Source organism: Paeniroseomonas aquatica (genome assembly GCF_030409335.1).
GTDB classification, from domain to species: domain Bacteria; phylum Pseudomonadota; class Alphaproteobacteria; order Acetobacterales; family Acetobacteraceae; genus Belnapia; species Belnapia aquatica.
In genome coordinates this window covers 19,906-45,759 of sequence record NZ_JAUFPN010000038.1, presented here as the reverse complement: position 1 = coordinate 45,759, position 25,854 = coordinate 19,906, and the positions used below count along the sequence as shown (strand labels likewise).

Annotated in this window: 20 protein-coding genes; 8 read left to right on the top strand and 12 right to left on the bottom strand. The window is 72.4% G+C overall.

All coding sequences use genetic code 11. The features are described 5' to 3' along the window. Positions 1-28: 28 nt before the first annotated feature. A complete protein-coding gene (locus tag QWZ14_RS04550; RefSeq protein WP_290315386.1) occupies positions 29-1,009 on the bottom strand; it encodes a hydroxymethylglutaryl-CoA lyase in 981 nt (326 codons plus the stop codon). A gap of 284 nt (positions 1,010-1,293) precedes the next feature. Between QWZ14_RS04550 and QWZ14_RS04545 the strand changes: the two genes are divergently transcribed. From QWZ14_RS04545 to QWZ14_RS04510, 8 genes are all read left to right on the top strand, one after another. After that, the gene (locus QWZ14_RS04545; RefSeq protein WP_290315385.1) at positions 1,294-3,408 is read left to right on the top strand and encodes an acetate--CoA ligase family protein; all 2,115 of its coding nucleotides are present in this window, start codon (positions 1,294-1,296) and stop codon (positions 3,406-3,408) included. A 22-nt stretch (positions 3,409-3,430) separates the two neighbouring features. Continuing rightward, a complete protein-coding gene (locus QWZ14_RS04540; RefSeq protein ID WP_290315384.1) occupies positions 3,431-4,597 on the top strand; it encodes an acyl-CoA dehydrogenase family protein in 1,167 nt (388 codons plus the stop codon). Between the two features lie 19 nt (positions 4,598-4,616). Continuing rightward, the gene (locus QWZ14_RS04535; RefSeq protein ID WP_290315382.1) at positions 4,617-6,236 is read left to right on the top strand and encodes an acyl-CoA carboxylase subunit beta; all 1,620 of its coding nucleotides are present in this window, start codon (positions 4,617-4,619) and stop codon (positions 6,234-6,236) included. Between the two features lie 17 nt (positions 6,237-6,253). Next, positions 6,254-7,072 (top strand): enoyl-CoA hydratase-related protein, encoded by an 819-nt coding sequence (locus QWZ14_RS04530; RefSeq protein ID WP_290315381.1) that lies wholly within the window; start codon positions 6,254-6,256, stop codon positions 7,070-7,072. 10 nt (positions 7,073-7,082) lie between these two features. Beyond that, a complete protein-coding gene (locus tag QWZ14_RS04525; protein WP_290315380.1) occupies positions 7,083-9,062 on the top strand; it encodes an acetyl/propionyl/methylcrotonyl-CoA carboxylase subunit alpha in 1,980 nt (659 codons plus the stop codon). 120 nt (positions 9,063-9,182) lie between these two features. Next, a complete protein-coding gene (locus tag QWZ14_RS04520; protein ID WP_290315379.1) occupies positions 9,183-10,169 on the top strand; it encodes a Bug family tripartite tricarboxylate transporter substrate binding protein in 987 nt (328 codons plus the stop codon). A 55-nt stretch (positions 10,170-10,224) separates the two neighbouring features. Further along, positions 10,225-11,205 carry a Bug family tripartite tricarboxylate transporter substrate binding protein gene (locus QWZ14_RS04515; RefSeq protein WP_290315378.1) on the top strand — a complete coding sequence of 327 codons (981 nt, stop codon included), beginning with the start codon at positions 10,225-10,227 and terminating at the stop codon, positions 11,203-11,205. Positions 11,206-11,266: 61 nt separating this feature from the next. After that, positions 11,267-12,253, top strand: a complete 987-nt coding sequence (locus QWZ14_RS04510) for a Bug family tripartite tricarboxylate transporter substrate binding protein (RefSeq protein WP_290315377.1) — start codon at positions 11,267-11,269, stop codon at positions 12,251-12,253. A 49-nt stretch (positions 12,254-12,302) separates the two neighbouring features. Here QWZ14_RS04510 and QWZ14_RS04505 read toward each other — a convergent pair whose 3' ends face one another. The 11 genes from QWZ14_RS04505 to QWZ14_RS04455 form a co-directional block, all read right to left on the bottom strand. Beyond that, a complete protein-coding gene (locus QWZ14_RS04505) occupies positions 12,303-13,946 on the bottom strand; it encodes a flavin-containing monooxygenase (RefSeq protein WP_290315376.1) in 1,644 nt (547 codons plus the stop codon). A 122-nt stretch (positions 13,947-14,068) separates the two neighbouring features. Then, the gene (locus QWZ14_RS04500) at positions 14,069-15,298 is read right to left on the bottom strand and encodes an ABC transporter substrate-binding protein (protein WP_211847656.1); all 1,230 of its coding nucleotides are present in this window, start codon (positions 15,296-15,298) and stop codon (positions 14,069-14,071) included. Between the two features lie 90 nt (positions 15,299-15,388). Then, positions 15,389-17,026 carry an AMP-binding protein gene (locus QWZ14_RS04495; protein ID WP_290315375.1) on the bottom strand — a complete coding sequence of 546 codons (1,638 nt, stop codon included), beginning with the start codon at positions 17,024-17,026 and terminating at the stop codon, positions 15,389-15,391. Next, positions 17,023-19,206, bottom strand: coding sequence for an acetate--CoA ligase family protein (locus tag QWZ14_RS04490; RefSeq protein ID WP_290315374.1), 2,184 nt, complete (start codon positions 19,204-19,206; stop codon positions 17,023-17,025). Before QWZ14_RS04490 ends, QWZ14_RS04495 begins: the two co-directional genes overlap by 4 nt. Positions 19,207-19,212: 6 nt before the next feature. Beyond that, positions 19,213-20,022, bottom strand: coding sequence for an enoyl-CoA hydratase/isomerase family protein (locus QWZ14_RS04485; protein WP_290315372.1), 810 nt, complete (start codon positions 20,020-20,022; stop codon positions 19,213-19,215). Positions 20,023-20,059: 37 nt separating this feature from the next. Further along, positions 20,060-21,043: a tripartite tricarboxylate transporter substrate binding protein gene (locus QWZ14_RS04480; RefSeq protein ID WP_290315371.1), complete on the bottom strand. Its 984-nt coding sequence runs from the start codon at positions 21,041-21,043 to the stop codon at positions 20,060-20,062. Between the two features lie 63 nt (positions 21,044-21,106). Beyond that, positions 21,107-22,234, bottom strand: a complete 1,128-nt coding sequence (locus QWZ14_RS04475) for an NAD(P)H-dependent flavin oxidoreductase (RefSeq protein ID WP_290315370.1) — start codon at positions 22,232-22,234, stop codon at positions 21,107-21,109. Then, positions 22,231-23,409, bottom strand: coding sequence for a CaiB/BaiF CoA transferase family protein (locus tag QWZ14_RS04470; RefSeq protein ID WP_290315369.1), 1,179 nt, complete (start codon positions 23,407-23,409; stop codon positions 22,231-22,233). The genes QWZ14_RS04475 and QWZ14_RS04470 overlap by 4 nt, the downstream gene beginning before the upstream one ends. Before the next feature lie 19 nt (positions 23,410-23,428). After that, positions 23,429-23,824 (bottom strand): PaaI family thioesterase, encoded by a 396-nt coding sequence (locus QWZ14_RS04465; RefSeq protein ID WP_290315368.1) that lies wholly within the window; start codon positions 23,822-23,824, stop codon positions 23,429-23,431. 5 nt (positions 23,825-23,829) lie between these two features. Further along, positions 23,830-25,035, bottom strand: a complete 1,206-nt coding sequence (locus tag QWZ14_RS04460; RefSeq protein ID WP_290315367.1) for a CaiB/BaiF CoA transferase family protein — start codon at positions 25,033-25,035, stop codon at positions 23,830-23,832. Then, positions 25,032-25,769, bottom strand: coding sequence for a FadR/GntR family transcriptional regulator (locus QWZ14_RS04455; RefSeq protein WP_290315365.1), 738 nt, complete (start codon positions 25,767-25,769; stop codon positions 25,032-25,034). Before QWZ14_RS04455 ends, QWZ14_RS04460 begins: the two co-directional genes overlap by 4 nt. Positions 25,770-25,854 lie beyond the last annotated feature (85 nt).

Here is a 25,854-nt window from a genome sequence, read left to right as displayed (position 1 = left end):
CTCGCGGATGTCCCGCCCCTGGTTGCGATCAGCCGTGGCCGGCGGCGGCACCCGCCCGCGCGCGGTATGCCGCGAGCGAGCCGGCATGCATGACATGCCCGCCGAGCGGACGGCCGATGATGCGTTCGGCGAGGCGCGCCGCCTCGATCAGCTTCTCGAGGTCGAGGCCGGTCTCGATGCCCATCTCGTGGCAGAGGAACACCATGTCCTCGGTGCAGATGTTGCCCGCGCCCCTGCTGTCGCCATGCCCGGCGAAGGGGCAGCCGCCGAGCCCGGCGATCGAGCTGTCGAACAGATCGACGCCCATCTCGAGCGCCGCCAGCACGTTCGCCGCGCCGAGCCCGCGCGTGTCATGCAGGTGCAGGCCGATGCGCGTGGCGGGCAGCGCCTCGCGCAGCATGCCCACCAGCTGGCGGACCGATTGCGGATTGGCCCAGCCCATGGTGTCGGCGAGATAGACCTTCGGCAGCACGATGCCGCGCTCGGCGCAGATGCGGTGCGCCCAGACCAGCTCGTCCACCGCGCGGCGCGGCGGGATCTCGCCCTCGAAATTGCAGCCGAAGGCGGCCATGACCAGCGCGCGCTCGACCGTCAGCCCCGCCTCGGCATAGAGGTCGAGCCAGCGCAGCACGCGCCCGCGCATCTCCTCGGCCGAGCAGTTGTTGTTGCGCCGCGCGAAGGCGTCGGAGGCATAGAGGCTGATCTTGCCGGCGAGATCGACGCCGGGCGTGGCGCGCGCGCGCTCGAAGCCCTGCTCGTTTAGCCAGACCGCCTCGTAGCGCACGCCGGGGCGGCGGCGGATGGCGGCGAAGAGCGCCTCGGAATCCGCCATCTGCGGCACCGCCCTGGGCGAGACGAAGGAGGCGACCTGCACCGCCTTGAGGCCGGTCTCGGCCAGCGCCTCGACCAGCGCCGCGCGCTGTTCGAGCGGATAGATCCGCGGCTCGATCTGGAAGCCCTCGCGCGGGCCTTCCTCGTGGAACTCGACGCGCTTCGGCAGATCGGACATGCGTCCTGGCCTCCTCCCCATATGCGCCGGCGCGTTGCGCCCGCCGCGCCATCTTGCGGCATGAGGGCGCTGTCGCGCCAGCCGTCCCGGCGTCCTTGACAACCCTGTTCCGGCCCTCAATGATTGGACCACAAGAATGAGGCACGCGGCGCGACGCAGCCGCGGCCATGGGTGGGGAAGTTCAGGATGACGACTCGCTTGCGGGCCGCGGCGCGGCATGCCGGCGCGGGCTGCGGATCGCGGCGCGCGATGCGGAGCGGTTGCCGCTGCCGGGCGCGGCGTCCGTGACCGTCGGCTGCTGGCCCGCGACCGGCACGGTCGCGCCCTTCTTCGATGCGCGCTCGGTGGCGGTGATCGGCGCCTCGGCCGACCCGCTCAAGATCGGCGGCCGCCCCGTCGCCGGCCTGATCGAGGCCGGCTTCGAGGGCCGCATCCTGCCCGTCAACCCGAACTACCCGACGGTGCAGGGCCTGCCCGCCTATCGCTCCATCGTGGATGTGCCGGGCGAGGTCGATCTCGCCATCGTCTCGGTGCCGACGCGCGACGTGCATGGCGCCATCGAGGCCTGCGCGGCCAAGGGCGTGCGCGCCACGGTGGTGTTCAGCGCCGGCTTCGCCGAGGTGGACGAGGCGGGGCGGCAGGCGCAGGAGAGCCTCGTCGCGCTGGCGCGCCGGCACGGCATGCGCCTGATGGGGCCGAACTGCATGGGCACGATCAACGTGCGCCGGCGGCTCATCGCCTCCTTCACCTACATCGTCTCGGGCAACTGGCCGAAGCCGGGCGGGGTCAGCATCGTCAGCCAGTCCGGCGCCTTCGGCTCCTATTGCCTCGGCCTCGCGCGCGACCAGGGGATCGGGATCAACCTCTGGGCCACCACGGGCAACCAGGCGGATGTGGATTTCACCGACACCCTGACCTATGCGCTCGAGGATCCCGAGACGCGCGTCGTGCTCGCCTATATCGAGGGCTGCGGCCGGCCGCAGGCGCTGGTGGTCGCGCTGGAACGCGCCCGCGCGCTGGGCAAGCCGGTGGTGATGATGAAGGTCGGCGCCTCGGATGTCGGCGCCGCGGCGGCCGCCTCGCACACCGCCTCGCTGGCCGGCGCGGACGAGGTCTATGACGCGCTGTTCCGCCAGTACGACGTGCACCGCGCCCGCTCGCTCGAGGAGTTCCTCTCGATCGGCTACGCCTGCAACCTCGGGCGCTTCCCGACCACGCCGGCGCTCGGCGTGCTGACCATCTCGGGCGGGGCGGGCGTGCTCACCGCCGACACCGCGCGGCGCGAGGGGCTCGACGTGCCGGAGCTGCCGGCCCCGGCGCAGGAGGAGCTGCGCGCGCTGGTGCCGGCGGGCGGGCTGCGCAACCCGGTGGACCTGACCGGCGCGGCGCTGCACGACTTCTCGCTGTGGCCGAAGTCGCTGCGGATCCTGATGCAGCAGGGCGGCTGCCCGACGGCGGTGCTGTTCATGGCCCATCTCGGCCGCAACCCCGTTTTCGTCGAGCGGCTGCGCCCGATCTTCGAGGCGCTGTCGGCCGAGTTCGCGGACCGCGTCTTCGCGCTGGCCATGGATGCCGCGCCGGAGGTCCGGCGCAGCCTCGAGGAGCGCGGCATGCTGGTCTATCGCGACCCGGTCGAGGCGACGCGCGCCATCGCCGCGCTGGTGCGCTTCGGGCGCGCCTTCGCCGAACGCGGCGCGGCCGGGCCGCCGCCGGTCCTGCCGCCGCAGCCGGATCTGCCGGCGGGCCCGCTCGACGAGCGCGCGGCCAAGGCGATCCTCGCCGGCGCCGGAATCCCGATGGTCCCCGACCGCCTCGCCCGCTCGGCGGAGGAGGCGGCGGCGGCGGCCGAGACGCTGGGCTTCCCGGTGGCGATGAAGATTCTCTCCCCCGACATCGCCCACAAGACCGAGGTGGGCGGCGTGGCGCTCGGACTCGCCTCGGCCGCGGCGGTGCGCGACGCCTTCGCGCGCGTCAGCGCCTCGGCGCGGGAGAAGGCGCCCGGCGCGCGCATCGAGGGCGTTATCGTCTCCCCGATGGTCGGGCGGGGCACCGAGATGATCCTCGGCGTCCACCGCGACCCGGTCTTCGGCCCGGTGGTGATGGCCGGGCTCGGCGGCATCCATGTCGAAGCGCTCGGCGATGTCAGCTTCCGCGTCGCGCCTTTCGGCGAGGCCGAGGCGATGCGGATGCTGCGCGAGCTGCGCGCCTGGCCGCTGCTCGAAGGCGCGCGCGGGGCGCCGCCGGCCGATGTCGAGGCGCTGGCCGCCGCACTCGCGCGGCTGTCGGTCTTCGCCGACCGCCACCGCGACCGGCTGCTCGGCGTGGACGTCAACCCCTTCATCCTGCACCCGCGCGGGCGCGGCGGCGTCGCCGTGGACGCCCTGATCCAGACGCTCTGAGCGACACAACGAGGAGACGCGCATGCTGTTCACCGAGGAACACGAGGCCATCCGCCGCACGATCGCCCGGATCGTGAAGGAGGAGATCAATCCCCATGTCGATGAGTGGGAGAAGGCCGGCCGCTACCCCGCCCACCAGGTGATGAAGATCCTGGGCAAGGCCGGGCTGCTCGGCATCACCCGCCCGCCGTCCTTCGGCGGCCTCGGCCTCGACTATTCCTACGAGACGGTGATGGCCGAGGAGCTCGGCCATGTCGCGGCGCAGGGCGTGTCCACCTCGATCGGGGTGCAGACCAACATGTGCTGCCCGGCGCTCGCGAAGCACGGCTCGGACGAGCTGCGGCGGGAATTCCTCGCGCCGCTGATCGCCGGCGACATGGTCGGCGCGATCGGCGTCAGCGAGGAGGGCGCGGGCTCCGACGTGGCGAGCATCCGCACCCATGCGCGGCGCGACGGCGACGACTACGTCATCAACGGCGGCAAGATGTGGATCACCAACGGCGCCCAGGCCGACTGGATCTGCCTGCTGTGCAACACCGGCGAGGAGGGCGCGCCGCACCGCAACAAGTCGCTCATCGTCGTGCCGATGAAGACCAAGGGCGTGACCGTGGCGCGCGTGCTGGACAAGCTCGGCCTGCGCTGCTCGGACACCGCGCAGATCTTCTTCGACGAGGTGCGCGTGCCGGTCCGCAACCGCATCGGGGAGGAAGGCAAGGGCTTCATCTACCAGATGGAGCAGTTCCAGGAGGAACGCCTCTACGGGGCCACGCGCAGCATCACGCAGCTCGAGGACGCGGTGGCGATGACGGCCGAATACACCGGCCAGCGCCAGGCCTTCGGGCGCGCCCTGCTCGACAACCAGTGGATCCAGTTCAAGCTCGCCGAATGGCAGACCGAGATCGAGGCGCTGCGCGCGCTGATCTACCGCGCGGTCGAGATCTACGTGAATGGCGGCAACGTCACGCGGCTGGCCTCGATGGCGAAGCTCAAGGCGGGCCAGCTGCTGCAGGTGATCCCGAGCGGCTGCCTGCAGTTCTGGGGCGGCCAGGGCTTCATGTGGGAGAACCCTGTCTCGCGCATCTACCGCGATTCGCGCATCAGCTCGATCGGCGGCGGGGCCAATGAGGTGATGATGCAGATCATCGCCAAGGACATGGGCCTGTCGCACCGGCAGCGGCAGCGGCATTGAGGCGGCGGGAGGTCCGGCGATGCCGGTGATCGAATCGCGGCTCGACACCGCAGCGCCCGCCTTCCACGACAACCGTGAGCGGATGCTGGCGGAGATCGCCCGCTTCCGCGCGCTCGAGGACAAGGTGCGGCAGCGTTCGGAGCGCGAGCGCGAACGCTTCCGCCGCCGCGGCCAGCTGCTCCCGCGCGAGAGGGTCGAGCTGCTGCTCGACCCCGGCGCGCCCTTTCTCGCCCTCTCCTCCCTTGCCGGGCTCGGCATGCATGACGATGACGGGGTGGAGGAGGTGCTCGGCGGCGGGCTGATCGTGGGCATCGGCCAGGTCGCGGGCACGCGCGTGATGGTCATCGCCAATGACAGCGCCATCAAGGGCGGCACCACGGTGCCGATGGGCACCGAGAAGGCGCTGCGCGCGCAGGACATCGCCCTGCGCGAGAAGCTGCCGCTGATCCAGCTGGTCGAGAGCGGCGGCGGCAACCTGTTCCGCCAGGAGGAGACCTTCGTCCGCGGCGGCCGCAAGTTCTTCAACCAGGCGCGGCTGTCGGCCGCCGGCATTCCGCAGGTGACGGTGGTGCATGGCAGCTCGACCGCCGGCGGCGCCTATGTGCCCGGCATGTCGGACCATGTCATCATGGTGCGGCGGCGCGCCCGCGTCTTCCTCGCCGGCCCGCCGCTGCTGCGCGCCGCCACCGGCGAGATCGCCGACGACGAGGAGCTCGGCGGCGCCGACATGCACGCGACCGGGCCGGGCACCACCGAATACCTCGCGGAGGACGACGCCGACGCGATCGCCCTGGCGCGCGAGGTGGTGGAGAAGCTGTACTGGAACGACCGCCGGCCGGCGCTCGCGGTGCCGCCGGCCCGCCCGCCGCGCCACGCGGCCGAGGAGCTGCTCGGCCTGGTGCCGCCCCACCACCAGACGCCCTACGACATGCGCGAGATCCTCGCGCGCATCCTCGACGATTCCGACTACCTGGAGTTCAAGGCCGCCTTCGATCCCTACACCATCTGCGGCCGCGGCCGGATCGAGGGCCACCCTTGCGGGCTGATCGGCAACAACGGCCCGATCACGCAGCGCGGCGCGGTCAAGGCGGCGCAGTTCATCCAGCTGTGCTGCCAGTCGGGCATCCCGATCATCTACCTGCAGAACACCACCGGCTACATGGTGGGGCGGGAGGCCGAGACCGAGGGCATCGTCAAGCACGGCTCGAAGATGATCCAGGCGGTCACCAACGCCACCGTGCCGCAGATCACCGTCATCGTCGGCGGCAGTTTCGGCGCCGGCAACTACGGCATGTGCGGGCGCAGCTTCGACCCGCGCTTCCTGTTCTCCTGGCCCAATTCGCGCATCGCGGTGATGGGCGGCGAGCAGGCGGCCGGCGTGCTGTGCACCGTGACCGAGGCGAAGCTGCAGCGCGCCGGCAAGCCGGTGGAGGAGGAGCGGATCGCCACCCTGCGCCGCGAGATAATCGAGAAATACGACCGCGTCTCCACCGCGCTCTACGCCACGGCGCGGCTGTGGGACGACGGCATCATCGATCCGCGCGACACGCGCCGGGTGCTCGGGCTCTGCCTGTCGATCTGCCGCGAGGGCGCGCTGCGGCCGCTGAGCCCGATCACCTTCGGCGCGGCGCGCATGTGACGGCGGGGAGCAGGAAGATGGAAATCACCATCGGCCAGCATGAGGCGCTGGCGCTTGCCCGCCGCGGCATGCGGCTCGACGTGCTGTTCACCCGGCCGGAACGCCGCAACGCCATGAGCGCCGCGTTGAACCGGGAGATGCGCGCGCTGTTCGCGGCGCTGGTCGATGACCGCTCGGTCCGGCTGGTGGTGCTGCGCGGCGCCGGCGGCTGGTTCTGTTCGGGCGGCGACATGCGCGAGCGCGACCAGAGCCTGCACGACCCGAACGCGGATCCACGCGTCGCGGCGCGCGAGCGCAACCGCCTGGGCGGGGAGCTGTTCCGCGCCGTCAACCACGCGCCGCAGGTGGTCGTCGCGGTGGTCGAGGGGGCGGCGATGGGCGGGGGCTTCGGCCTCGCCTGTGCGGCCGACATCACCCTCACCCGGCCCGACGCGCGATTCGCCATGCCGGAGGCGAGCATCGGCGTCGCCCCGGCGCAGATCGCCCCCTATGTGGTGCGGCGGCTTGGCCTGTCGCAGGCGCGCCGGCTTGCGCTGACCGCCGCGCGGATCGACGGGCGGGAGGCGGCGGCACTCGGCCTCGCGCATCACCTGTGCGAGGACGATGCGGCGATCGAGGCGCGCCTCGCCGAGATCGAGCGCGCCGTGCGGCGCTGCGGGCCGGGCGCGCTGGCGGGCACCAAGCGGGTGCTCAACGCCGCATCGCTGCTCGACGACGCGGCGATGATCGAATTCGCCGCCGAGGTCTTCGCCGATTGCGTCACCACCGAGGAAGGCATCGAGGGCACAAGGTCCTTCCTGGAAAAACGCCGCCCGGCCTGGGCCGGCGAGGCATAGGGGGGCGCCGGTGGCGGGTTTCTCCAAGATCCTGGTGGCCAATCGCGGCGAGATCGCCGCGCGCATCATCCGCAGCGCGCGCGCGCTGGGCTATCGCACGGTGGCGGTGCACAGCGCCGCCGATGCCGGCGCGCCGCATGTCGCCCTGGCCGACGAGGCGGTGGAGATCGGCCCGGCCCCGGTGGGCGAATCCTACCTCTCGGTGCCGCGGCTGCTCGACGCGGCGGCGCTGACCGGCGCCGACGCGCTGCATCCGGGCTACGGCTTCCTGGCCGAGAACGCGGAATTCGCCGCCGCCTGCATCGCCGCGGGGCTGACCTTCATCGGCCCGCCGCCGGCCGCGATCCAGGCCATGGGCAACAAGCGCGAGGCCAAGGAACGGGCGGCGGCGGCGGGCGTGCCCTGCCTGCCCGGGCTCGAATGCCGCGGCCTCGACCAGGCAGGCATCCTCGCGGTCGCGCGCGGCCTCGGCCTGCCGCTGATGGTCAAGGCGGCGGCGGGCGGCGGCGGGCGCGGGCTGCGCTTCGTCGAGCGCGAGGCCGACCTCGCCCCCGCCCTCACCCTCGCCGCGGCCGAGGCGCAATCCGCCTTCGGCGACGGCGAGCTGATCCTCGAGCGCGCCGTGCTCTCGGGCCGCCATGTCGAGGTGCAGGTCTTCGCCGACACCCACGGCAACTGCCTGCATCTGGGCGAGCGCGACTGCTCGGTGCAGCGGCGCCACCAGAAGATCATCGAGGAGGCGCCCTCCCCGGCGGTGGACCCGGCGCTGCGCGCGGCGATGGGCGAGGCGGCGGTGCGCCTCGCCCGCGCGGTGGGCTATGTCGGGGCCGGCACGGTGGAGTTCCTGCTCGACGCCGAGGGCGCCTTCTGGTTCCTCGAGATGAACACGCGGCTGCAGGTCGAGCACCCGGTCACCGAATGCGTCACCGGCCTCGACCTCGTGGCGCTGCAGATCGAGGTCGCCGCCGGCGCGCCGCTACCGCTCGGGCAGCAGGAGGTGGCGCTGCGCGGCCACGCCATCGAGGCGCGGCTCTATGCCGAGGATCCGCGCCAGGGCTTCCTGCCGCAGACCGGCCGGGTGCTGGTCTTCGACCCGCCCGCGGGGCCGGGGCTGCGCGTGGATGCCGGTATCCTGCCCGGGCAGGAGGTGACAGCCTTCTACGACCCGATGCTCGCCAAGATCATCGCCCATGGCCGCGACCGGGAGGAGGCGCGGCGGCGGCTGGTGCGCGCGCTCGAGGAACTGGCGCTACTGGGGCCGATCACCAACCGCGACTTCCTGCTCAGCATCCTGCGCGACCCGGTCTTCGCCGGGGGGGCGACCACCGACTGGGTGGACCATCGCCTCGCGATGCCGCCGGCGGCTGCCCCGGACGACGCGGCCTGGGCGCTGGCGGCGGTGCTGCTGGAAGGGCGCGAGGGCGCCGGACAGGGCTGGTGGAGCGCCGGGCGGATGCGCCGCCCGCTGCGGCTGCGGCATGGCGAGACGCTGCGCCATGCCCGCATCGCGCGCGCCGAGGGCCATCTCGCGGTCAGCCTGGGCGATGGTGCCACCCCGCCGGCCGATGACGCGCCGGCACTGGCGGTGGCGCTGCTGGCGCGCGAGGGCGACCGGCTGCGCTTCCGCCTCGGCCCCCTGCAGGCGACGGCCCGCCATGCCTTCGACGGCGAGGCGCTGCTGCTCGACCTCGGCGGCCGGGTGCTGCGCTTCGAGCCGGCGCCGCTCTCCGATGCGCGCCTACAGGACGGGGCGGCGGGCGGCGAGGTGCTCGCGCCGATGAGCGGGCGCGTCGTCGCCGTGAAGGTCACAGCGGGCGAGCAGGTGGACAAGGGCGCGCCGCTGCTGGTGCTTGAGGCGATGAAGATGCATCTCGCGATAACCGCCGCGGCGGCCGGCAAGGTCGTGGAGTTGCGCGTTGCGGAGGGCGAGCAGGTGCGGCCGCGGCAGTTGCTCGCGCGGCTGGAGCTCGCGGCCCCGGCCGGCGCCTAGCTTGCTGCGCGCTGGCCGTCGACCGCCGGGCGCGCGATGTTGGTACGCGGGGCCGGCCGATGGCGGCACGGCCGGACCCGCGCCGAAGAAACGAAGAACTAAGGGATGGGGAGAAGGCAAATGGATTCATTTTCCCTTACGCGCCGACGGCTTGCCACCGGCATGGGCGGCCTGGCAGCGAGCCCGGGCCTGTGCCGCCCGGCGCTGGCCCAGCAGGGCGGCGCGCCGCGGCCGGTCACCATCGTCGTGCCCTTCGCCGCCGGCGGCAGCACCGATGTCGTCACGAGGCTGCTGGCCGAGCGCATGGGCCAGTTGCTCGGCCAGACCGTGCTGGTCGAGAACCGTCCAGGCGGCAATACCGTGATCGGCGCCGAATCGGTCGCCCGCGCCAGGCCGGACGGCCAGATGCTGCTGATGGCCGCCGGCACCACGCTGACCATCAATCCCGCGATCGTGCCGAACCTGCCCTATGCGGTGGCGGATTTCGCGCCGATCTCGCTCATCTCGACCTTCCCCTTCGCGATCATCGCCCAGCATGACGGGCCGGCCGACATCGCCGCCATGGTGGCGGCGGCGCGGGCGCGGCCGGGGCAGATCACCTACGGCACCAACGGCCCGACCACGCTGACCAACATGGCGATGCTGATGGTGCTCGAACGGCTCGGCCTGCAGATGCAGGACGTGACCTATCGCGGCGATGCCGGGCAGCTCAACGACTTCCTTGCGCGCAACCTCGACCTGATGGTGGTCGCCGGCAGCACCGCGCTGCCGGTCTATCGCAACCGGCAGGGGCGGCTGCTCGGCTGGACCAGCGAGCGGCGCGTGCCCACGACGCCGGAGATCCCGACCTTCGGCGAGGTGACGCCGGGCCTGGTGGCGCAGAGCTGGTTCGGCCTGGTGGCGCCGGCGCGCACGCCGCAGCCGGTGATCGACCGCCTGCACGGCGCCACGGTGGAGGCGCTGCGCGACCAGAGGATCGAGCGGCGCCTGACCGACGAGGCGCAATTCCTCGCCGGCAGCACGCCGGCTGAATTCAGCGCGTTCATGCAGGTCGAGGCGGAACGCTGGCGGCCGATCCTCGCCCGCATCGCCGCCCGCCAGGGCTGAGGCCGGCGTCAAGGGGTTCGGCGCTCTCGCGCCGCAAGCAAGGGAGGAAGCGTAAATGGCTTATGGGACCATCACCCGCCGCCGCGCGGTTCTCGCCGCCGGCGCAAGCCTCGCCGCCCCGTCGGTGCGCGCGCAGGCGCCCTATCCAGCCGGCCAGTCCGTCGCCCTGGTGGTGGCGCTGGCGCCGGGCGGCGCCTCGGACGTGATCGGGCGGATCGTCACCCAGGGGCTGCAGGCGCGGCTCGGCGGCACCTTCTTCCTTGAGCACCGGACCGGCGGCTCGACCTCGATCGCGGCGCGCCATGTCGCGCGCGCCCGGCCGGACGGCACCACGCTGTTCCTCGGCAGCATCTCGACCTTCACCCTGACGCCGCTGACCATGCAGAACCCGGGCTATGACCCGATCAACGACTTCACCCACATCACCCAGGCCTGCGAGAGCCTGTTCCTGCTCGCGGCCAATCCGCGCTGGCCGAGCCTCGAGGCGCTGCTCGACGCGGCGCGGGCGCGGCCGGAATCGATCTCCTACGCGACCTGGGGGATCGGCACCACGTCGCATCTGTGGATGGAGGATCTGTGCCGGCGGGCGGGCGTGCGGATGCTGCACGTCCCCTATGCCGGCTCGCCGCCGGCGATGACCGACACCATCGCCGGGCGCACCGACTGCCTGCCGGCGCTGCTGGCCGCCTGCAAGGGGCATATGGAGGCCGGGCGGCTGCGCGGCCTTGCCGTGCCCACCGCGACGCGGCCGCCCCAACTGCCGGACGTGCCGACCTTCATCGAGAAGGGCTTTCCGGATTTCGTCTCGACGGTCTGGTATTCGGTGCAGGGGCCGCCGGGCATGCCGGCGCCGATCGCGGCGCGGATCCGCGACGCGCTCGCCGAGCACTTCGCCGATCCCGCGGTGCAGGCCTTCATGGCGACCCAGGGGATGCTGCCGCCCGAGATCGGCGAGGGGCCGCTGCTCGCCCGCATCCGGCGCGAACTGGCCCTGCACCGGGAGCTGATGGCCCGCTCGGGTGTCGAGCCATCATGAGCCGCGGGCACCGCTGAGCGGGCCGCCGGGGCCCCGAGCGACCGCCTGAGGAAGGGAGAGGATGACCATGCGACAGATGAACATCACGCGCCGCGGCGCGCTGGGGGCAGCCGCGGCAAGCCTTGCCGCCCCGGCTGCCCGGGCGCAGGCGCCCTATCCAGCGGGGCAGTCGGTCGCGCTGGTGGTGCCCTATGCGGCGGGCGGCGCCTCCGACGTGATCGGCCGCATCGTGACCGACGGGCTGCAATCGCGCCTGGGCGGCAGTTTCATCATGGACCACAAGCCCGGCGCCTCGACCTCGATCGGGGCGCGCCATGTCGCCCGGGCGCGGCCGGACGGGCTGACGCTGCTGCTCGGCACCATCTCGACCTTCACGCTGACGCCGCTGGCGCTGCGCAACCCGGGCTACGACCCGATCACCGACTTCACGCACATCACCCAGGTCTGCGACAGCCTCTATCTGCTGGTTGCCAATCCGCGCTGGAACAGCCTTGAGGAATTGCTGGCGGCGGCGCGCGCGCGGCCCGAGGCGATCTCCTATGCCACCTGGGGCGTCGGCACCACGGCGCACATGGCGATGCTCGACCTCAACAACCGCGCCGGCATCGAGATGCTGCACGTTCCCTATGCGGGCTCGCCGCCGGCGATGACCGACACCATCGCCGGGCGCACCGACTGCATGTTCGCCCTGCTCAGCGCCTGCAAGGGGCATCTCGAGGCCGGGCGGCTGCGCCCCCTGGCGGTGCCCACAGCGTCGCGGGCCACGCAACTGCCCGATGTGCCGACCTTCATCGAGAAGGGCTTCCCCGGCTTCATCTCGACCACCTGGTATTCGGTGGAGGCCCCGGCGCGCACCCCGGCGCCGATCATCGAGCGCATCCGCGGCGCCCTGACGGAGCATTTCGCCGATCCGGCGGTGCGGGCCTTCATGGCCACCCAGGGCATGGCGCCGCCCGAGATCGGCGAGGCGCCGCTGATCGAGCGAATCCGCCGCGAACTGGCGGTGAACCGGGAACTGATGGCCAAGGCCGGGATGGAGCCGACCTGACGCGCGGGCGCGGGCGGCGGGCAGCACGCGCCCGCCGCCCGGCCGGCCATCAAGCGGAGACGGCGAAGCCCTCGTAGTCCTTGCGCGCGACCTCGTCGCAGATCGCGCGGTAATGCGCCATGCCGCCCGCATAGGGCATGAAGACGCGCGGCTTGCCCGGCACGTTGGCGCCGAGATACCAGGAACTGCCGGCCTCGGGGAGCAGCGTCGATTCGGCCGCGGCGTTCACGTCGCGCACCCATCTCTCCGCCGCCTCGGGCCGCGCCTCGATCCGCTTCAGCCCCTTCGCGCGCATCCGCGTGATGCAATCCGCGATCCAGTTGGCGTGCTGCTCGATCGCCACCGGCATGTTGCACAGCACCGAGGGGCTGCCCGGCCCGGTCATGGTGAACATGTTGGGGAAGCCCGGCACCTGCAGGCCAAGGTAGTTGACCGGCCCGGCCTCCCACGCCTCGCGCAGGGACCGGCCGTCGCGGCCGCGGATGTCGATCCGCAGCAGCGGCCCGGTCAGCGCGTCGAAGCCGGTGGCGAAGACGATGATGTCGAGCGGATATTCGGCATCCTTCGTCTTGATGCCGCGCGGCGTGATGCGTTCGATCGGCGCGGCGCGCAGATCGACCAGGGTGACGTTGTCGCGGTTGAAGGCCTCGAAGTAGCCGCTGTCGATCGGCGGGCGCTTGGTCGCATAGGGGTGGTCGATGTTCGACAGAATGGTCGCCGTCCTCGGGTCCTTCACGATCGAGCGGATCTTGGCGCGCAGGAACTCCGAGGCGGTGTCGTTCGCCGTCTTGTCCGTCAGCAGGTCGCGGAAGGTGGCGCGGAACTGCAGCCCGCCCTTGGCCCACGCCTGCTCATAGAGGCGCTGGCGCTCCTCCTCGCTCACCTCGAGCGCCGAGCGGTCCTCGATGTTGAAGGGATGACCGTTGGTGTTGCTGGTCATCACGCGATGGATCTCGTCGCGGTGCTCGCGGATCCAGCGCTTGGTCTCGGGCGACAGCGGGGCGTTGTGGGCGGGCACGCTGTAGTTGGCGGTGCGCTGGAACACCCACAGATGCCCCGCCGTCTCGGCGATCACGGGCACCGCCTGGATGCCGGTGGAGCCGGTGCCGATCTGGCCCACGCGCTTGCCGGTGAAGTCCACGCCTTCCTGCGGCCATTCGCCGGTGTGGTACCATTGGCCGGCGAAATCCTCGAGGCCCGGGATCTTCGGCACATTGGCGGCGGACAGGCAGCCGACGGCGGTGACGAGGAAGGGCGCGCTGAGCGTCCGGCCCTCGGCGGTCGTCACCTGCCACAGGTTCGCCGCCTCGTCGAAGCGGGCCGAGCCGACGCGGGTGTTGAGCGCGATGTCGCGCCGCAGGTCGAAACGGTCGGCGACGTGGTTGAGGTAGCGCAGGATCTCGGGCTGGGTGGGATAGCGTTCCGACCACTCCCATTCCTCGAGCAGATCCTTCGAGAAGTAGTAGCAGTAGGAATGGCTCTCGGAATCGCAGCGCGCGCCGGGGTAGCGGTTCCAGTGCCAGGTGCCGCCGACGCCGTCCGCGGCCTCCAGCACGCGCACCGACAGCCCGAGCTGGTCGCGCAGGCGGTGCAGCAGATACATCCCCGAGAAGCCGGCGCCGACGACGATGGCGTCGAAATCGCCGCCATGGGCCGGCGTTCCGGCGCCTGAACCGGGCGCAATGTGATTCATGGCAGTCAGTCCTTCTTGTTTCCGCTCTCAGTGCCTGCCCCGGGGGCGTGCCCGTCCCGGGGGCTTGCGGCGCGGCGGCCGGGGCTGTCGGCCGCCGCGCCGCGATTCTCCCGGCCGGCGGGCTAGGCCAGCGTGCAGCCGCCCTCGGCCAGCGGCCGGAACGCCTGGTCCGCCGCGGTGGTCTGCAGCAGCTTGTAGTAGTCCCAGGCGCCGCGGCTCTCCTCCGGCTTCTTCACCTCGAACAGATAGGCCGGGTGCAGCTTCCGCCCGTCGGCGCGGATCGAGCCCGGGCCGAAGCAGTCGTCGTCGGTCGGCATCGCCTTCATCCGCGCCACCGCCGCCGCGCCGCTCGCCTTGGCCGCCGCCACGCCCATGTCGGACACCGCCTTGAGGTAGTGGGTCGCGGCGGAATAGCAGCCCGCATGACCCATGCCGGGGAGGTTGGCGGGGGTGATCGCGCGCACCTTCTCGGCGAAGCGGCGCGTGCGGTCGTTGAGATCCCAGTAGTAGGTCTCGGTCAGCACCAGGCCCTGCGCCGCCTGCAGGCCGAGCGCATGGACATCGGAGATGAACATCAGCAGCGAGGCGAGCTTGGTGCCGCGGCGGGTGATGCCGAACTCGGCCGCCTGCTTGATGCAGTTGATCGTGTCCGCGCCGGCGTTCGCCAGCCCGATCACCTTGGCGCGCGAGGCCTGCGCCTGCACCAGGAAGGAGGAGAAATCCGTGGTGCCGGGGAAGGGCGTGCGGACCGAACCGACGACGCGTCCGCCGGCGCCGCGCACGAACCCGCCGGTCTGCTGCTCCAGCGTATGGCCAAAGGTGTAGTCGGCGGTGATGAAGAACCAGCTGTCGCCGCCCGCGCGCACCATGGCCCCGCCGGTGGAATTGGCGAGCATCCAGGTATCGTAGGTCCAGTGCACGGTGTTGGGCGAGCAGCGCGCCCCGGTGAGGTCGGTGGTCGCCGCCGAGCTGTTGAGATGGACCTTGTTGCGCTCGCGGCAGACCTCGTTGACCGCCAGCGCCACCGAGGAGGTGCCGACATCGATCAGCGCGTCCACGCCGTCGCGGTCCAGCCACTGCCGCGCCATGGCCACGCCGACATCGGGCTTGTTCTGGTGGTCGCCGAAGACCAGCTCGACATTGATGCCGCGGCCGGCGAATTCCTGGATGGCGAGCCGCGTGGCGGCGACCGAGGTCGGCCCGGTGATGTCGCGATAAGTGCCCGACATGTCGATGATGAGGCCGAGCTTGATGGTGTTCGCCGCCTGCGCCTTGGCGCTGCGCCACGGCAGGGCGCCCGCGGTGCTGGCCGCCGCCGCGGTCTTGAGAAGGCTGCGCCGGTCAATGGTCATGGGTGGTTCCTGTCCGTTCCTCTGGTTGCGGTCTTTCCGCGCCGGTCCCGCGCCTCCGCCTCGCGCCTGTTGCGCGGCGCCCAGCGGGGATCACCCCGATCCGCCCGCCTGCCCATGCTCGCGCGTGAAACTCTCGCGCAGCACGAACTTCTGCACCTTGCCGCTCGGCGTCATCGGCAGTTCCGGAACCAGCCTCATATACTCGGGCAGCTTGTATCTTGCCACCCCGCGCGCCTCCAGGTGGCGTACCAGCTCCGCGAGGTCGGGCGCGGCATCGCCGCGCGGCACCACGAAGGCGCAGCCCTTCTCCCCGAGCCGGGCATCGGGCACGCCGACCACCGCCACCTCGCGCACCGCAGGGTGCAGCAGCAGCAGTTCCTCCACCTCGCTGGCGCTGACCTTCAGCCCGCCGCGGTTGATGATGTCCTTGCGCCGCCCGGCGATGCGGATGCAGCCCGCCGCGTCGAGCGTCGCGAGGTCGCCGGTGAACAGCCAGCCGCCGGGGGTGAAGGTCTGGCGCGTCCGCTCGGGGTCGTTGAGGTAGCCGAGCGCGACATGCGGGCCGCGGGTCGCCAGTTCCCCCACCTCGCCCGGCGGCAGGATGCGCTGGCGGTCCTCGTCGAAGATGGCGACCTCGGTGCCTGGCATCGCCCGCCCATCGGTGCCCCACAGCCGCTCATCCGGGTCATCGGGGGGGGAGGCGGTGCCGACGAAGCATTCGGTCATGCCCCACATGCCGATCAGCGTGCAGCCGATGCGCTCTCGCGCCAGCGGCCCGAGGTGGCGCGGGATCGGCGCCCCGGCGGTGGCGAAGATGCGGAAGCAGGCAAGGTCGCGGCTGGCCGCCGAGGGCTGCTCGACCAGCATCGCCGCGAAGGGCGTGGCGCAGAGGGTGAAGGTGCCGCGATGCGTCTCGATCAGGCGCAGCGCCTCCTCCGGGTCCCAGGCGTCCTGCAGCACCAGCGTGCCGCCGATGGTCAGCGCCTGGCGCATGCCCCACAGGAAGCCGTTGCCATGCGCGATCGGCGAGGGCATCCAGACCACGTCATCGGCGCCGAGCCCGACCACCCGCGCCATGGTGCGGGTGGCGTACATCGTCGTGTCGTGGCTGTGCATCACGCCCTTGGGCGTGGATTCGGTGCCAGAGGTGAAGATCAGCGCGGTGATCTCGCCGCTGTCCACCCGCGCCGGGGGCGGGGCCGCCGCCGCCCCGGCGCGCAGATCGGCGAAGCCGACCATGCCCGGCGCCTCGCCGCCCATCACCACGACCGCGCGCAGCCCCGGCAGGCCGGCCGCCAGCGCGGCATACATCGGCGGATAGTCGAAGCCGCGGTGCCGTGCCGGGATCACCGCCACCTTCGCCCCGCCATGGCGCAGGATGTAGTCCAGCTCCTTCGCCCGGTAGTTCGGCAGCAGCGGGTTGGTCACCGCGCCCAGCCGGCTGATGGCGAGGTGCAGGCAGACGAACTCGGCGCAATTGGGCAGCTGCAGCGCCACCACGTCGCCCGGCCCCACCCCCAGCGCCGCCAGCCCCGCCGCGAGGCGCCCCGCCTCGGCGTCGAGCTCGGCATAGGTCATGCTTACCCCGCCGGGGGCGACCACGGCGGTCTTGCCCGGCGTCCGGCGCACCGCCTCGGCCAGCGCGTCGAGGATGGTGACCCCCGCCCACCAGCCGGCCTCGCGCCAGCCCCGCGCGGTGGCCTCGTCGGGCAGCGCGGCGCCGATCATGGCGCGCCCGCCGCGGCGCGGCGCACCACCAGCGCGTCCACCGCCAGCGCCCCGCCGGGGCCGAGGATGACAGGGTTCACGTCGATCTCCTCGATCTCGTCCGCGAGGTCGCAAGCGAGCCGCGACAGCCGCCCGACGATCTCCGCCAGCGCCCCGGTATCGGCGGTGGGCAGGTTGCGGTAGCCGGTCAGCAGCCGGTGGCCGCGCAGCGAGGCGATCATCGCCCCCGCCTCGCGCGCGCCGACCGGGGCGAGGGCGGTGGCGACGTCGCGCGTCACCTCCACCGCCACGCCGCCGAAGCCGCAGGTGATCAGCGGGCCGAACTGCGCGTCGAGCCGCGCGCCGACCATCATCTCCGCCCCCGGCCGCGCCATCTGCTGCACCAGCACGCCATCGACCCGCGCCCCGGGCACGCGCGCCGCCGCCGCCAGGATCGCCGCATGGGCGGCCCTCAGCGCGGCCTCGTCGGCGATGCCCAGGCGGATCACGCCGGCCTCGGTCTTGTGCGGGATGTCGGGCGAATCGGCCTTGAGCGCGACCGGGAAGCCGATCCCGCGCGCCGCGGCGACCGCCGCCTCGACATCGCGCGCCAGCACCTCGCGCGTCACCGGGATGCCGTAGGCCGCGAGCACCTCCTTCGACAGGCGCTCGCCCAGGGTCCGCCCCGGCGGAGCGGCGGCCAGCACGGCGCGGGCCGCCGCCGCGGCGCCGGGCGGGGCGGCGGCCGGCGCGTCCTCGCGCAGCAATTCCGCCCGCCCGGCATGATAGGCATTCCAGCGCGCCAGCGCCGTGATGCAGCGGGCCATGGTCCGGAAGGTCGGCAGGTTCTCGCAGCCATCGTAGATCTCGCTGCCCGGCCCCTGCAGCCACTCGTTCAGCCACACCACGCACAGCGGCACCGGCAGTTCCGGCGCCAGCTTCGCCATGTAGTGCGCGCGCTCCACCGCGCCGGGCAGGTGCACCGACATCATCGGCACCACCACCGCGCCATAGCCGGGATCCTCGGCGAAGGCGCGGATGCAGGTGCCGTACATCGTCACGTCCTTGACCGATTCGGCGGTGATGTCGCTCGGGTTGGCGCTCGATCCGAATTCCGGGATCACCGCCTCGAGCTTCGCCGAGGTCTGCGGCTGCGGCGGCGGCAGCGACAGGCCGACGCGCTCGGCCTCGTCGGCCGCCATCACCGCCGCCCCGCCCGAAGGCGCCATGACGCCCACGCCCGGGCAGCGCGGGGCGCCGGCGCGGGCGAACAGGGTGGCGGTCTCCAGCACCTCCTCCCAATGGTCCACGATCACCGCCCCGGCGCGGCGCAGCGCGGCGCGATAGGCCTCGTCGGCGCCGACCAGCGTGCCGGTGTGCGACATCGCGGTCTGCCGGCTGATCTCGCTGCCGCCGAGCTTGTAGACCACCAGCGGCTTGCCCGCCCGCAGCGCCGCCTGCGCCGCGCCGAGCAGCCGCGCCCCGTCGCGCACGCCTTCGAGCATGCAGGCGATGACCCGCGTCTGCTCCTCCTCGACCAGGTAGTTCACCAGGTCGCAGACATCGACGTCACAGGAATTGCCGGCGGTGAGGTAGTGCGAGAAGCCGATGCCGCGCTCCATCGCCTGCAGCACGACATAGCCGAGCGCGCCGCTCTGCGAGACCAGCCCGACCGGGCCGCAGACCCGCCGCATCTCGAAGAATTTCGGCATGAAGGTCAGGCCGGCCGGCAGCGTCAGGTTGGCGATGCCGGCGCAATTGGGACCGAGGATCCGCAGGCCGGTGCGCGCGGCGATCTCGGCCAGGCGGCGCTGCGCGGCGACGCGCTCCGGCCGCCCGACCTCGGCATAGCCCGAGCTGTAGAGCATCACGCCGCCGGCGCCGATCGCCGCGGCGCGCTCGACCAGCGGCTCGACATGCTCGCGCGGGACGGTGAGGATGACGCAGTCCGGCGGCTCGGGCAGGTCCTCGAGCGAGGCGTAGCAGGGCCGGCCGAACATCTCTCGGTAGCGCGGGTTGACCGGCAGGATGCGGCCGGGGAAGCCGATGTCGAGATTCTCGATGGTGCGCCGCCCGAACGACCCCGGGGTCTCCGAGGCGCCGACCACGGCGACCGAGCGCGGGTGCATCATGCGGCGCAGCTCGGCCTGGCCGAACAGCGCGCGGGGGCCGGGCACGTAGCCCACCTCGGTGTCGTCCATGCTGGCTCAGCCCCCCTGCGCCGCGCCGGGGAAATCGGGCTTGCGCTTGTCGATCATCGCGCCGATGCCCTCGCGGAACTCGGGATGCGTCATGGCGAGGATCTGGCCGAGCCCCTCATAGCCGAACATGTCCACCATGCTGGTCTCGAAGCTGCGGGCCATGAATTGCTTGCCGAGGCCCATCGCCGCAGTCGGCCCGGCGGCCAGGCGCTTGGCGCGGGCGAAAGCCTCCTCCTGCAATTGCGCGTCGGGCACGACATGGGCGACGAGGCCGATCTCATGCGCCTCGCGCGCCGTCATGGTGGCGTTCTCGAACAGGAAGCGCTTGGCGCGCGCCATGCCGATCAGCCGCGGCAGGTGGTACATCACCCCGATGTCGGGAATGACGCCGAGGCGGAAGAAGCCGGCCATGAACACCGCGCTCTCGCCGGCCACCAGCAGGTCGGCGGTCAGCGCGAGGCCGAGGCCGCCGCCCACGGCCTGGCCCTGCACCGCCATCACCACCGGGCGGTCGAGCCAGATCAGCGGGAACAGCCATTGGGTGAAGCGGCGGAAGCGCTGGTGCACATTCCATGGCGCGCTGTCGTCGCGGATGGATTCGAGGTTGCCGCCAGCGCAGAAGGTCGGGCCGGTGGCGTTGACCAGCACCGCGCGCACCGAGCGGTCCGCCTCGGCCTCGGCCACCGCCGCGCCGAGCTGCGCGCGCAGCGGGTTGGTCAGCGAATTGCGCGTCGGCGGATCGTCGAGGGTGATGATCATCACCCCGCCGCGCCGCTCGGTCCGCACCAGGGTTGGGGTGGCTTCGGCTGCGTTCATCTCGTTGTTTCCTCCTGTGGCGGGGCGGGGGCGGGTCTCAGCCGGCACGGATGCCGGCGCGCGTCACCACCTCCCGCCAGCGGGCGGTCTCCTCGGCGATGAAGCGGCCGAAGGCGGCGGGCGATTCCGATCCCCGCGGCTCGACGCCGAGGGCGAGCAGCCGCTCGCGGCTCTGCGGTTCGGCGAGGACGGCGAGGAATTCGCCGTGCAGCCGCTCCACCACGGCCGGGGGCGTGCCCGCGGGCGCCAGCATGCCGAACCAGCCGGTGACGGAGAAATCCGCGAGGCCGGTCTCGGCCAGGGTCGGGATGTCCGGCGCCAGCGCCGAGCGCCGGCGCGAGGCGATGCCGATCGCGCGCACCTGCCCGCCGCGCACCGCCGGCATGCCGACGGCGAAGGTCGCGAGCAGGGCCGAGACGCGCCCGGCGATCACCTCCTGCAGCGGCGGCGCCTCGCCGTTGAAGGGCACATGGGTAAGATCGACATTGGCCCGCGCCTTCAGCAGTTCCATCCCGAGATGGGAGATGGTGCCGATGCCGGCCGACCCGAAGGTCAGCGCGCCGGGCTGCGCCCGCGCCATCGCCAGGAAGGCGTTGATGTCGGCGGCCGGGAAGTCCGGCTTGACCACCAGCATCACCGGGAACTCGACCACCTGGGTGATCGGCGCGAAGTCGCGCAGCGTGTCGTAGGGCAGGCGGGCGAAGAGCGAGGCATTCACCGCCATCGCGCCCTGGCTGGCGATGATGATGGTGTAGCCGTCCGGCGCCGAGCGCGCGACATGCTCCATGCCGATGATCAGACCGGCGCCGGGCCTGTTCTCGACCACCACCGGCACGCCCATGCGCTCGGTCAGCCGCAGCGCGAACAGCCGTGCGAGGATGTCGGTCACCCCGCCCGGCAGGATCGGCGCGATCAGGCGCACCGGGCGCGCCGGATAGGCCTGGGCAAGGGCCGCCGGCGCCAATGCCGGGGCGATCGCCGCGCCAGCGCCCGCGATCAGGGCGCGCCTGTTGATGGTCATCTTCCTTCCTCCCGTTTGGCCCGATGTCCGGGGGCCGGCGCGCCATGCGCCGGCCTGCCGTCGTCAGGCTGATTCCGTCTGCCGCCCCATGCGCTCCAAGGTCTCGAGATACTCGTTCTGCATCCGCAGCATCACCTCGCGCACCGTGGTCTCCTCCCGCACCATGCCGATCACCTGGCCGACCGGGTAGGAATAGAGGTCGTCGCGCTGGGCGCGGTCGATGCGACTGCGGGCGTATTCGTAGAGCACCTTCTGCATCGGCGGCGCCAGCGTCGCCGGAGCGCCGGCGGCCGACCAGGCGTCGGTGTAGCGGCTTCGGTTCATCCGCACCGGCTTGCCGGTCATGCTGCGGCTCTGGATGGTGTCCTGGCTGCGGTAGTTCAGCAGCACCGCCTTCTGGTTGGGCAGCAGGTCGCTCTCCCGCGTCACCAGCCAGACCGAGCCGCACCACACCCCATCCGCGCCGAGCGCCATCGCCGCCGCCATCTGGCTGCCGCGGGCGATGCCGCCGGCGGCGAGCACCGCGGCGCGGCCCTTCGCCACATCCACCACCTGCGGCACCAGCACCATGGTCGAGATCGTGCCGGTATGCCCGCCCGCCTCGCTGCCCTGCGCGACCAGCACGTCCACGCCCGCCGCGCATTGCCGCTCGGCGTGCTCGGGCGCGCCGCAGACGCCGCCCACCAGCATGCCCCGCTCATGCGTCTTGGCGATGATGTCCGCCGGCGGCACGCCGAGCGCGCTGACCAGCAGCTTCACCTTGGGATGGCGCCAGACCACATCGACCAGGGCGCGCACGCCCTCGCGGGTGATGTAGCGCTCGCGGGCGGCCATGGAGGCGCGGCGCTCGCGCTCGATCTCCTCGGGCAGCGGGGGCACGCCCTCGCGCGCCAGGACCTCATCGACGAAGCGCAGCTGCGCCTCGGGCAGCGAATCGGCGAGCGGCCCGGCCACCTTCTGCGTCGATTCGTCGTAGTTGGAGGTCATCAGGATATCGACGCCATAGCTGCGGTCGCCGACATGCCGGTCGATCCAGTTCAGCTCCTGGTCGAGCTCCTCGGGCGAGAACAGGCTGCTGCCCAGCACCCCGAAGCCGCCGGCGCGGGTACATTCCACGACCACATCGCGGCAATGGTTGAAGGCGAAGATCGGCGCGTCGTAGCCGAGCTGTTCCTTGAGTTTCGCCGTCATCGAATGACCTCTTGGTGCTGCGTTGGGCCGTCGGACAGATGGCCGAGCCCCGCCTCGGCCAGTATCTCGCGCGTATGCTCGCCGAGCGCGGGGGCGCGGCGGGCCGTGAACTCCGCCTGCGGAAGGCCCGGGCAGCGCACGGATGGCAGGGGCCATTGCCCCTCATAGGCGACATCTTCCACAAGGTTCACCGCGCGCACATGCGGGTCCTCGCGGAAGCGGCCATAGGTCAGCAACTCCTGGCAGGGCAGCCCGGCCGCGCCCATCGCCGCCACCCAATGGGCGGTGGGCCTGCGGCGGATCGCCTCGGCGATCAGGCCGCGCAGCGCCGCCTGGTTGGCCAGCCGCGCCCCGGGCTCGGCGAAGCGCGGATCGCTCCGCAGGTCGGCGCGGCCGACGACGTCGAGCACGATGCCGAAATGCCGCTCCTGCACGCCGGCCACCACCAGGTGGCCATCGGCGGTGGCATAGGTGCCGATGCCCGCGACCAGCTCGCGCGGCTCGCTGCCCGCGGGTCCGGCCGCCTCGGCCAGCTTGTAGGCCTGCAGCGCGGCGGAGACATGGGCGAGGTTGATGTCGAGCAACCCGCCCTGCCCGGTGCGGGCGCGCAGCAGCAGCGCCGCCAGCACCGCCTGGCTGGCATAGACGCCGGCGCCGACATCGACGATGCCGAAGCGGATCCGCAGCGGCTCGCCGGTGGTGCTGGCGCCGTGCGGCAGCCCGGTGAAGGCCTGCACGATGGAATCGGTCGCCGGCCGCTCGGCATAGGGGCCGTCCTGGCCGAAGCCGCTCACCGCCACGTAGATCAACTCCGGCCGCCCGGCCGACAGCGTGGCATGGTCGAGGCCGAGCCGCCGCGCCACGCCGGGGCGGTTGCTCTCGATCACCACCTCGGCGCGCGCGGCGAGGGCGCGCGCCGCCTCGCGCCCGCTCTCCTGCCGCAGGTCGAGCATGACGCTGCGCTTGCCGCGGTTGAAGCTGTGGAAGGTGGGCCCGACCTCCCCCGGCGCGGCGCCGAGGCGCCGGCCCCAGTCGCCCTCCGGCGGCTCGATCTTCACCACATCGGCGCCGAGGTCGCCGAGCAGGCAGCCGCAATGCGGCCCCGCGATGCCCTGGCTGAGATCGAGTACCCGGATGCCCGCCAGCGTGCCGGCAAGTCCCATCATCGTCGTCATGCGTCCTTCCGTCCGCCGTTCATGGCGGGAAATAGCCGCCGCGACCGCTGGCCAGCGGCTCCGGCCCCTCGCCATAGACCATCGCCTCGGCCACCGAGATGCGGCGCCCGAGCTTGAGCGCGCGCGCGCGCACCCGCACCGTGCCGCTGACCACCGGGCGGTGGTAGTCCACATGCATGTAGGCCGTGCCGATGGCGCTGCCGCCCGCCGCGAGCACGGCATAGAGGCCGGCGGTGTCGATCAGCGCCGCCACCACCCCGCCATGCATGATGGGCGGATCGGCGCGGCTGACGATCTCCCCGCGCCAGGGCATGACGAGTTCGACGCCGGTCGCGTCCGCCTTCTCGACCTCGAGGCCGAGCCAGCGGTGGAAGGGCGCCCTGACGATGCGTTCGGCGAGCGTGTCGCGGTCCATGTCCCTCAAGTCTTCTCGGTGGGTTTGGAAAGCCGGGCGATCGCCTCGGCGTCGAGCCCGGCCTCGCGCAGCACTTCCTCGGTATGCTCGCCGAGCTGCGGCGCGTGGCGGCGGATGGAGGGCGGCGAATCCGACCATTCCGACGGCACCGCGAGGCCGAGGATGGCGCCCTCGCTCGGATGCTCCATCTCACGGAAATAGCCGATCGCGCGCAGGTGCTCGTCCTCGAGCAGGTCGGGGATGGCGGCCATGCGCGCCACCGGCACGTCGGCCTCGGCCAGCAGCGCCAGCCATTCCTCGGTCGAGCGCGCGGCCAGCGTCTCGGCGAGAAAGCCATAGACCACGTCCACATGCCGCATCCGCTCGGCATAGGTGGCGAAGCGCGCATCCTCCATCAGTTCGGACCGGCCGATGCAGCCGAGGAAGCGGCGCCACTGCGCGTCGTTGTAGAGCAGCAGGCAGACATGGCCGTCGGCGGTGCGGAAGGGCCGCCGCTCCCGCGACAGGCTGCGGGCATGGCCGAAGGGCCCCTCCGCCGGGCGGAAGGCAAGGCCGGCGAGATGCTCCCCCAGCACGAGTTCGAGCAGCCCCTCGAACATCGGCACGTCCACCCGCTGGCCGCGCCCGGTCCGCGCCCGGTGCAGCAGCGCGCCGAGCACCGCATTGGCCAGTTGCAGCGCCACCACCCGGTCGGCCAGCACCAGCGGCGCGTAGCGCGGCTCCCCCGCCGCGATCGCCGACAGCGAGGCGATGCCCGCCATGCCCTGGATCAGGTCGTCATAGGCCGGCCGGTCGGCATAGGGGCCGCGCTGGCTGAAGCCGAAGGCGCCCGCATAGACGATGCCGGGATTGACCGCGGCCACCGCGTCGTGCCCGAGCCCGAGCCTGTCCATCGCCGCCGGCCGAAGGTTGTAGATCAGCGCATCCGCCCCGCGCGCGAGCGCGAGCACCGCCTGCCGCCCTTCCTCCCGCTTGAGGTCGAGCACCACCGAGCGCTTGTTACGGTTGGCATGGAGGAACATGTGCCCCATCCCCGCCCCGCGCCCCGGCCCGGAGTTTCGCATGATGTCGCCGTCCGGCGCCTCGACCTTGATGATGTCGGCGCCGTAGTCGCCGAGGATCTGCGTCGCATAGGGCCCGACGATCAGCGTGCTGAGGTCGAGGATCCGCATCCCCGCCAGCGGGCCGGACGCGGCGGCGGGCGCGCTCATCGCCCCGGCATCCCCGGCGCGGCGGCCCCGCGCCCCTTCAGCGCGCCGAGGTAGTGACGGTGCACCGCGCGCAGGCAGCGGACCAGCTCGGCCACGGCGCTGTCCTGCCGCCCGGCGCGCAGGTGGTGCAGCAGCCGCCGGCGGGAGGCGATGACGTCCATCTGCGTCACCGGCCCGACGCGCTGGGCGAATTCGCGCAGGATGTCGAGCAGCGCCTTCATCATCACCACCAGCACCGTGTTGCCGGTCAGGGTGGCGAGCAATTCGTGGAAGCGGATGTTCAGCGTCACCTTGGCGGCGTTGTCGCCCGCCTCGGTGGCGCGCTCGGCGGCGGCGACGTTGTCCTCGAGCAGCGCGAGCCCGGCCTCGTCGAGTCTGCCGCAGACGAGCCGCAGCACTGCCGTCTCGATCTCGAGCCGCGCCTCGGTCAGTTCCGCCAGCGAGATGCCGCCGACATAGAACATGCCGCGCATCGCCTCGGCCACCGCCTCGGGCCGCCCGCCCGAGACGAAGGCGCCCCCGGTCGCCCCCTTGCGGAGATGCAGCAGCCCGACCGATTCCATCGAGCGCAGCGCCTCGCGCACCGCATGGCGGCTGACCGCGAAGGCGTCGGCGAGTTCGCGCTCATTGGGCAGGCGGTCGCCCGCGCGCAGTTCACCGCGGCGGATCCGTTCGGTGATCTGGCTCGATATCGCCTCGAAGGCGCGCTGCGTCTTGACTTCGGTCAGCCGCATCGACGTCCACCCATCACGCCGCGGCGCCGCCATGGGCGCCGCGGTCAATCATTGGAGCAATCAGGATCGCATGCGCCCCGGCACG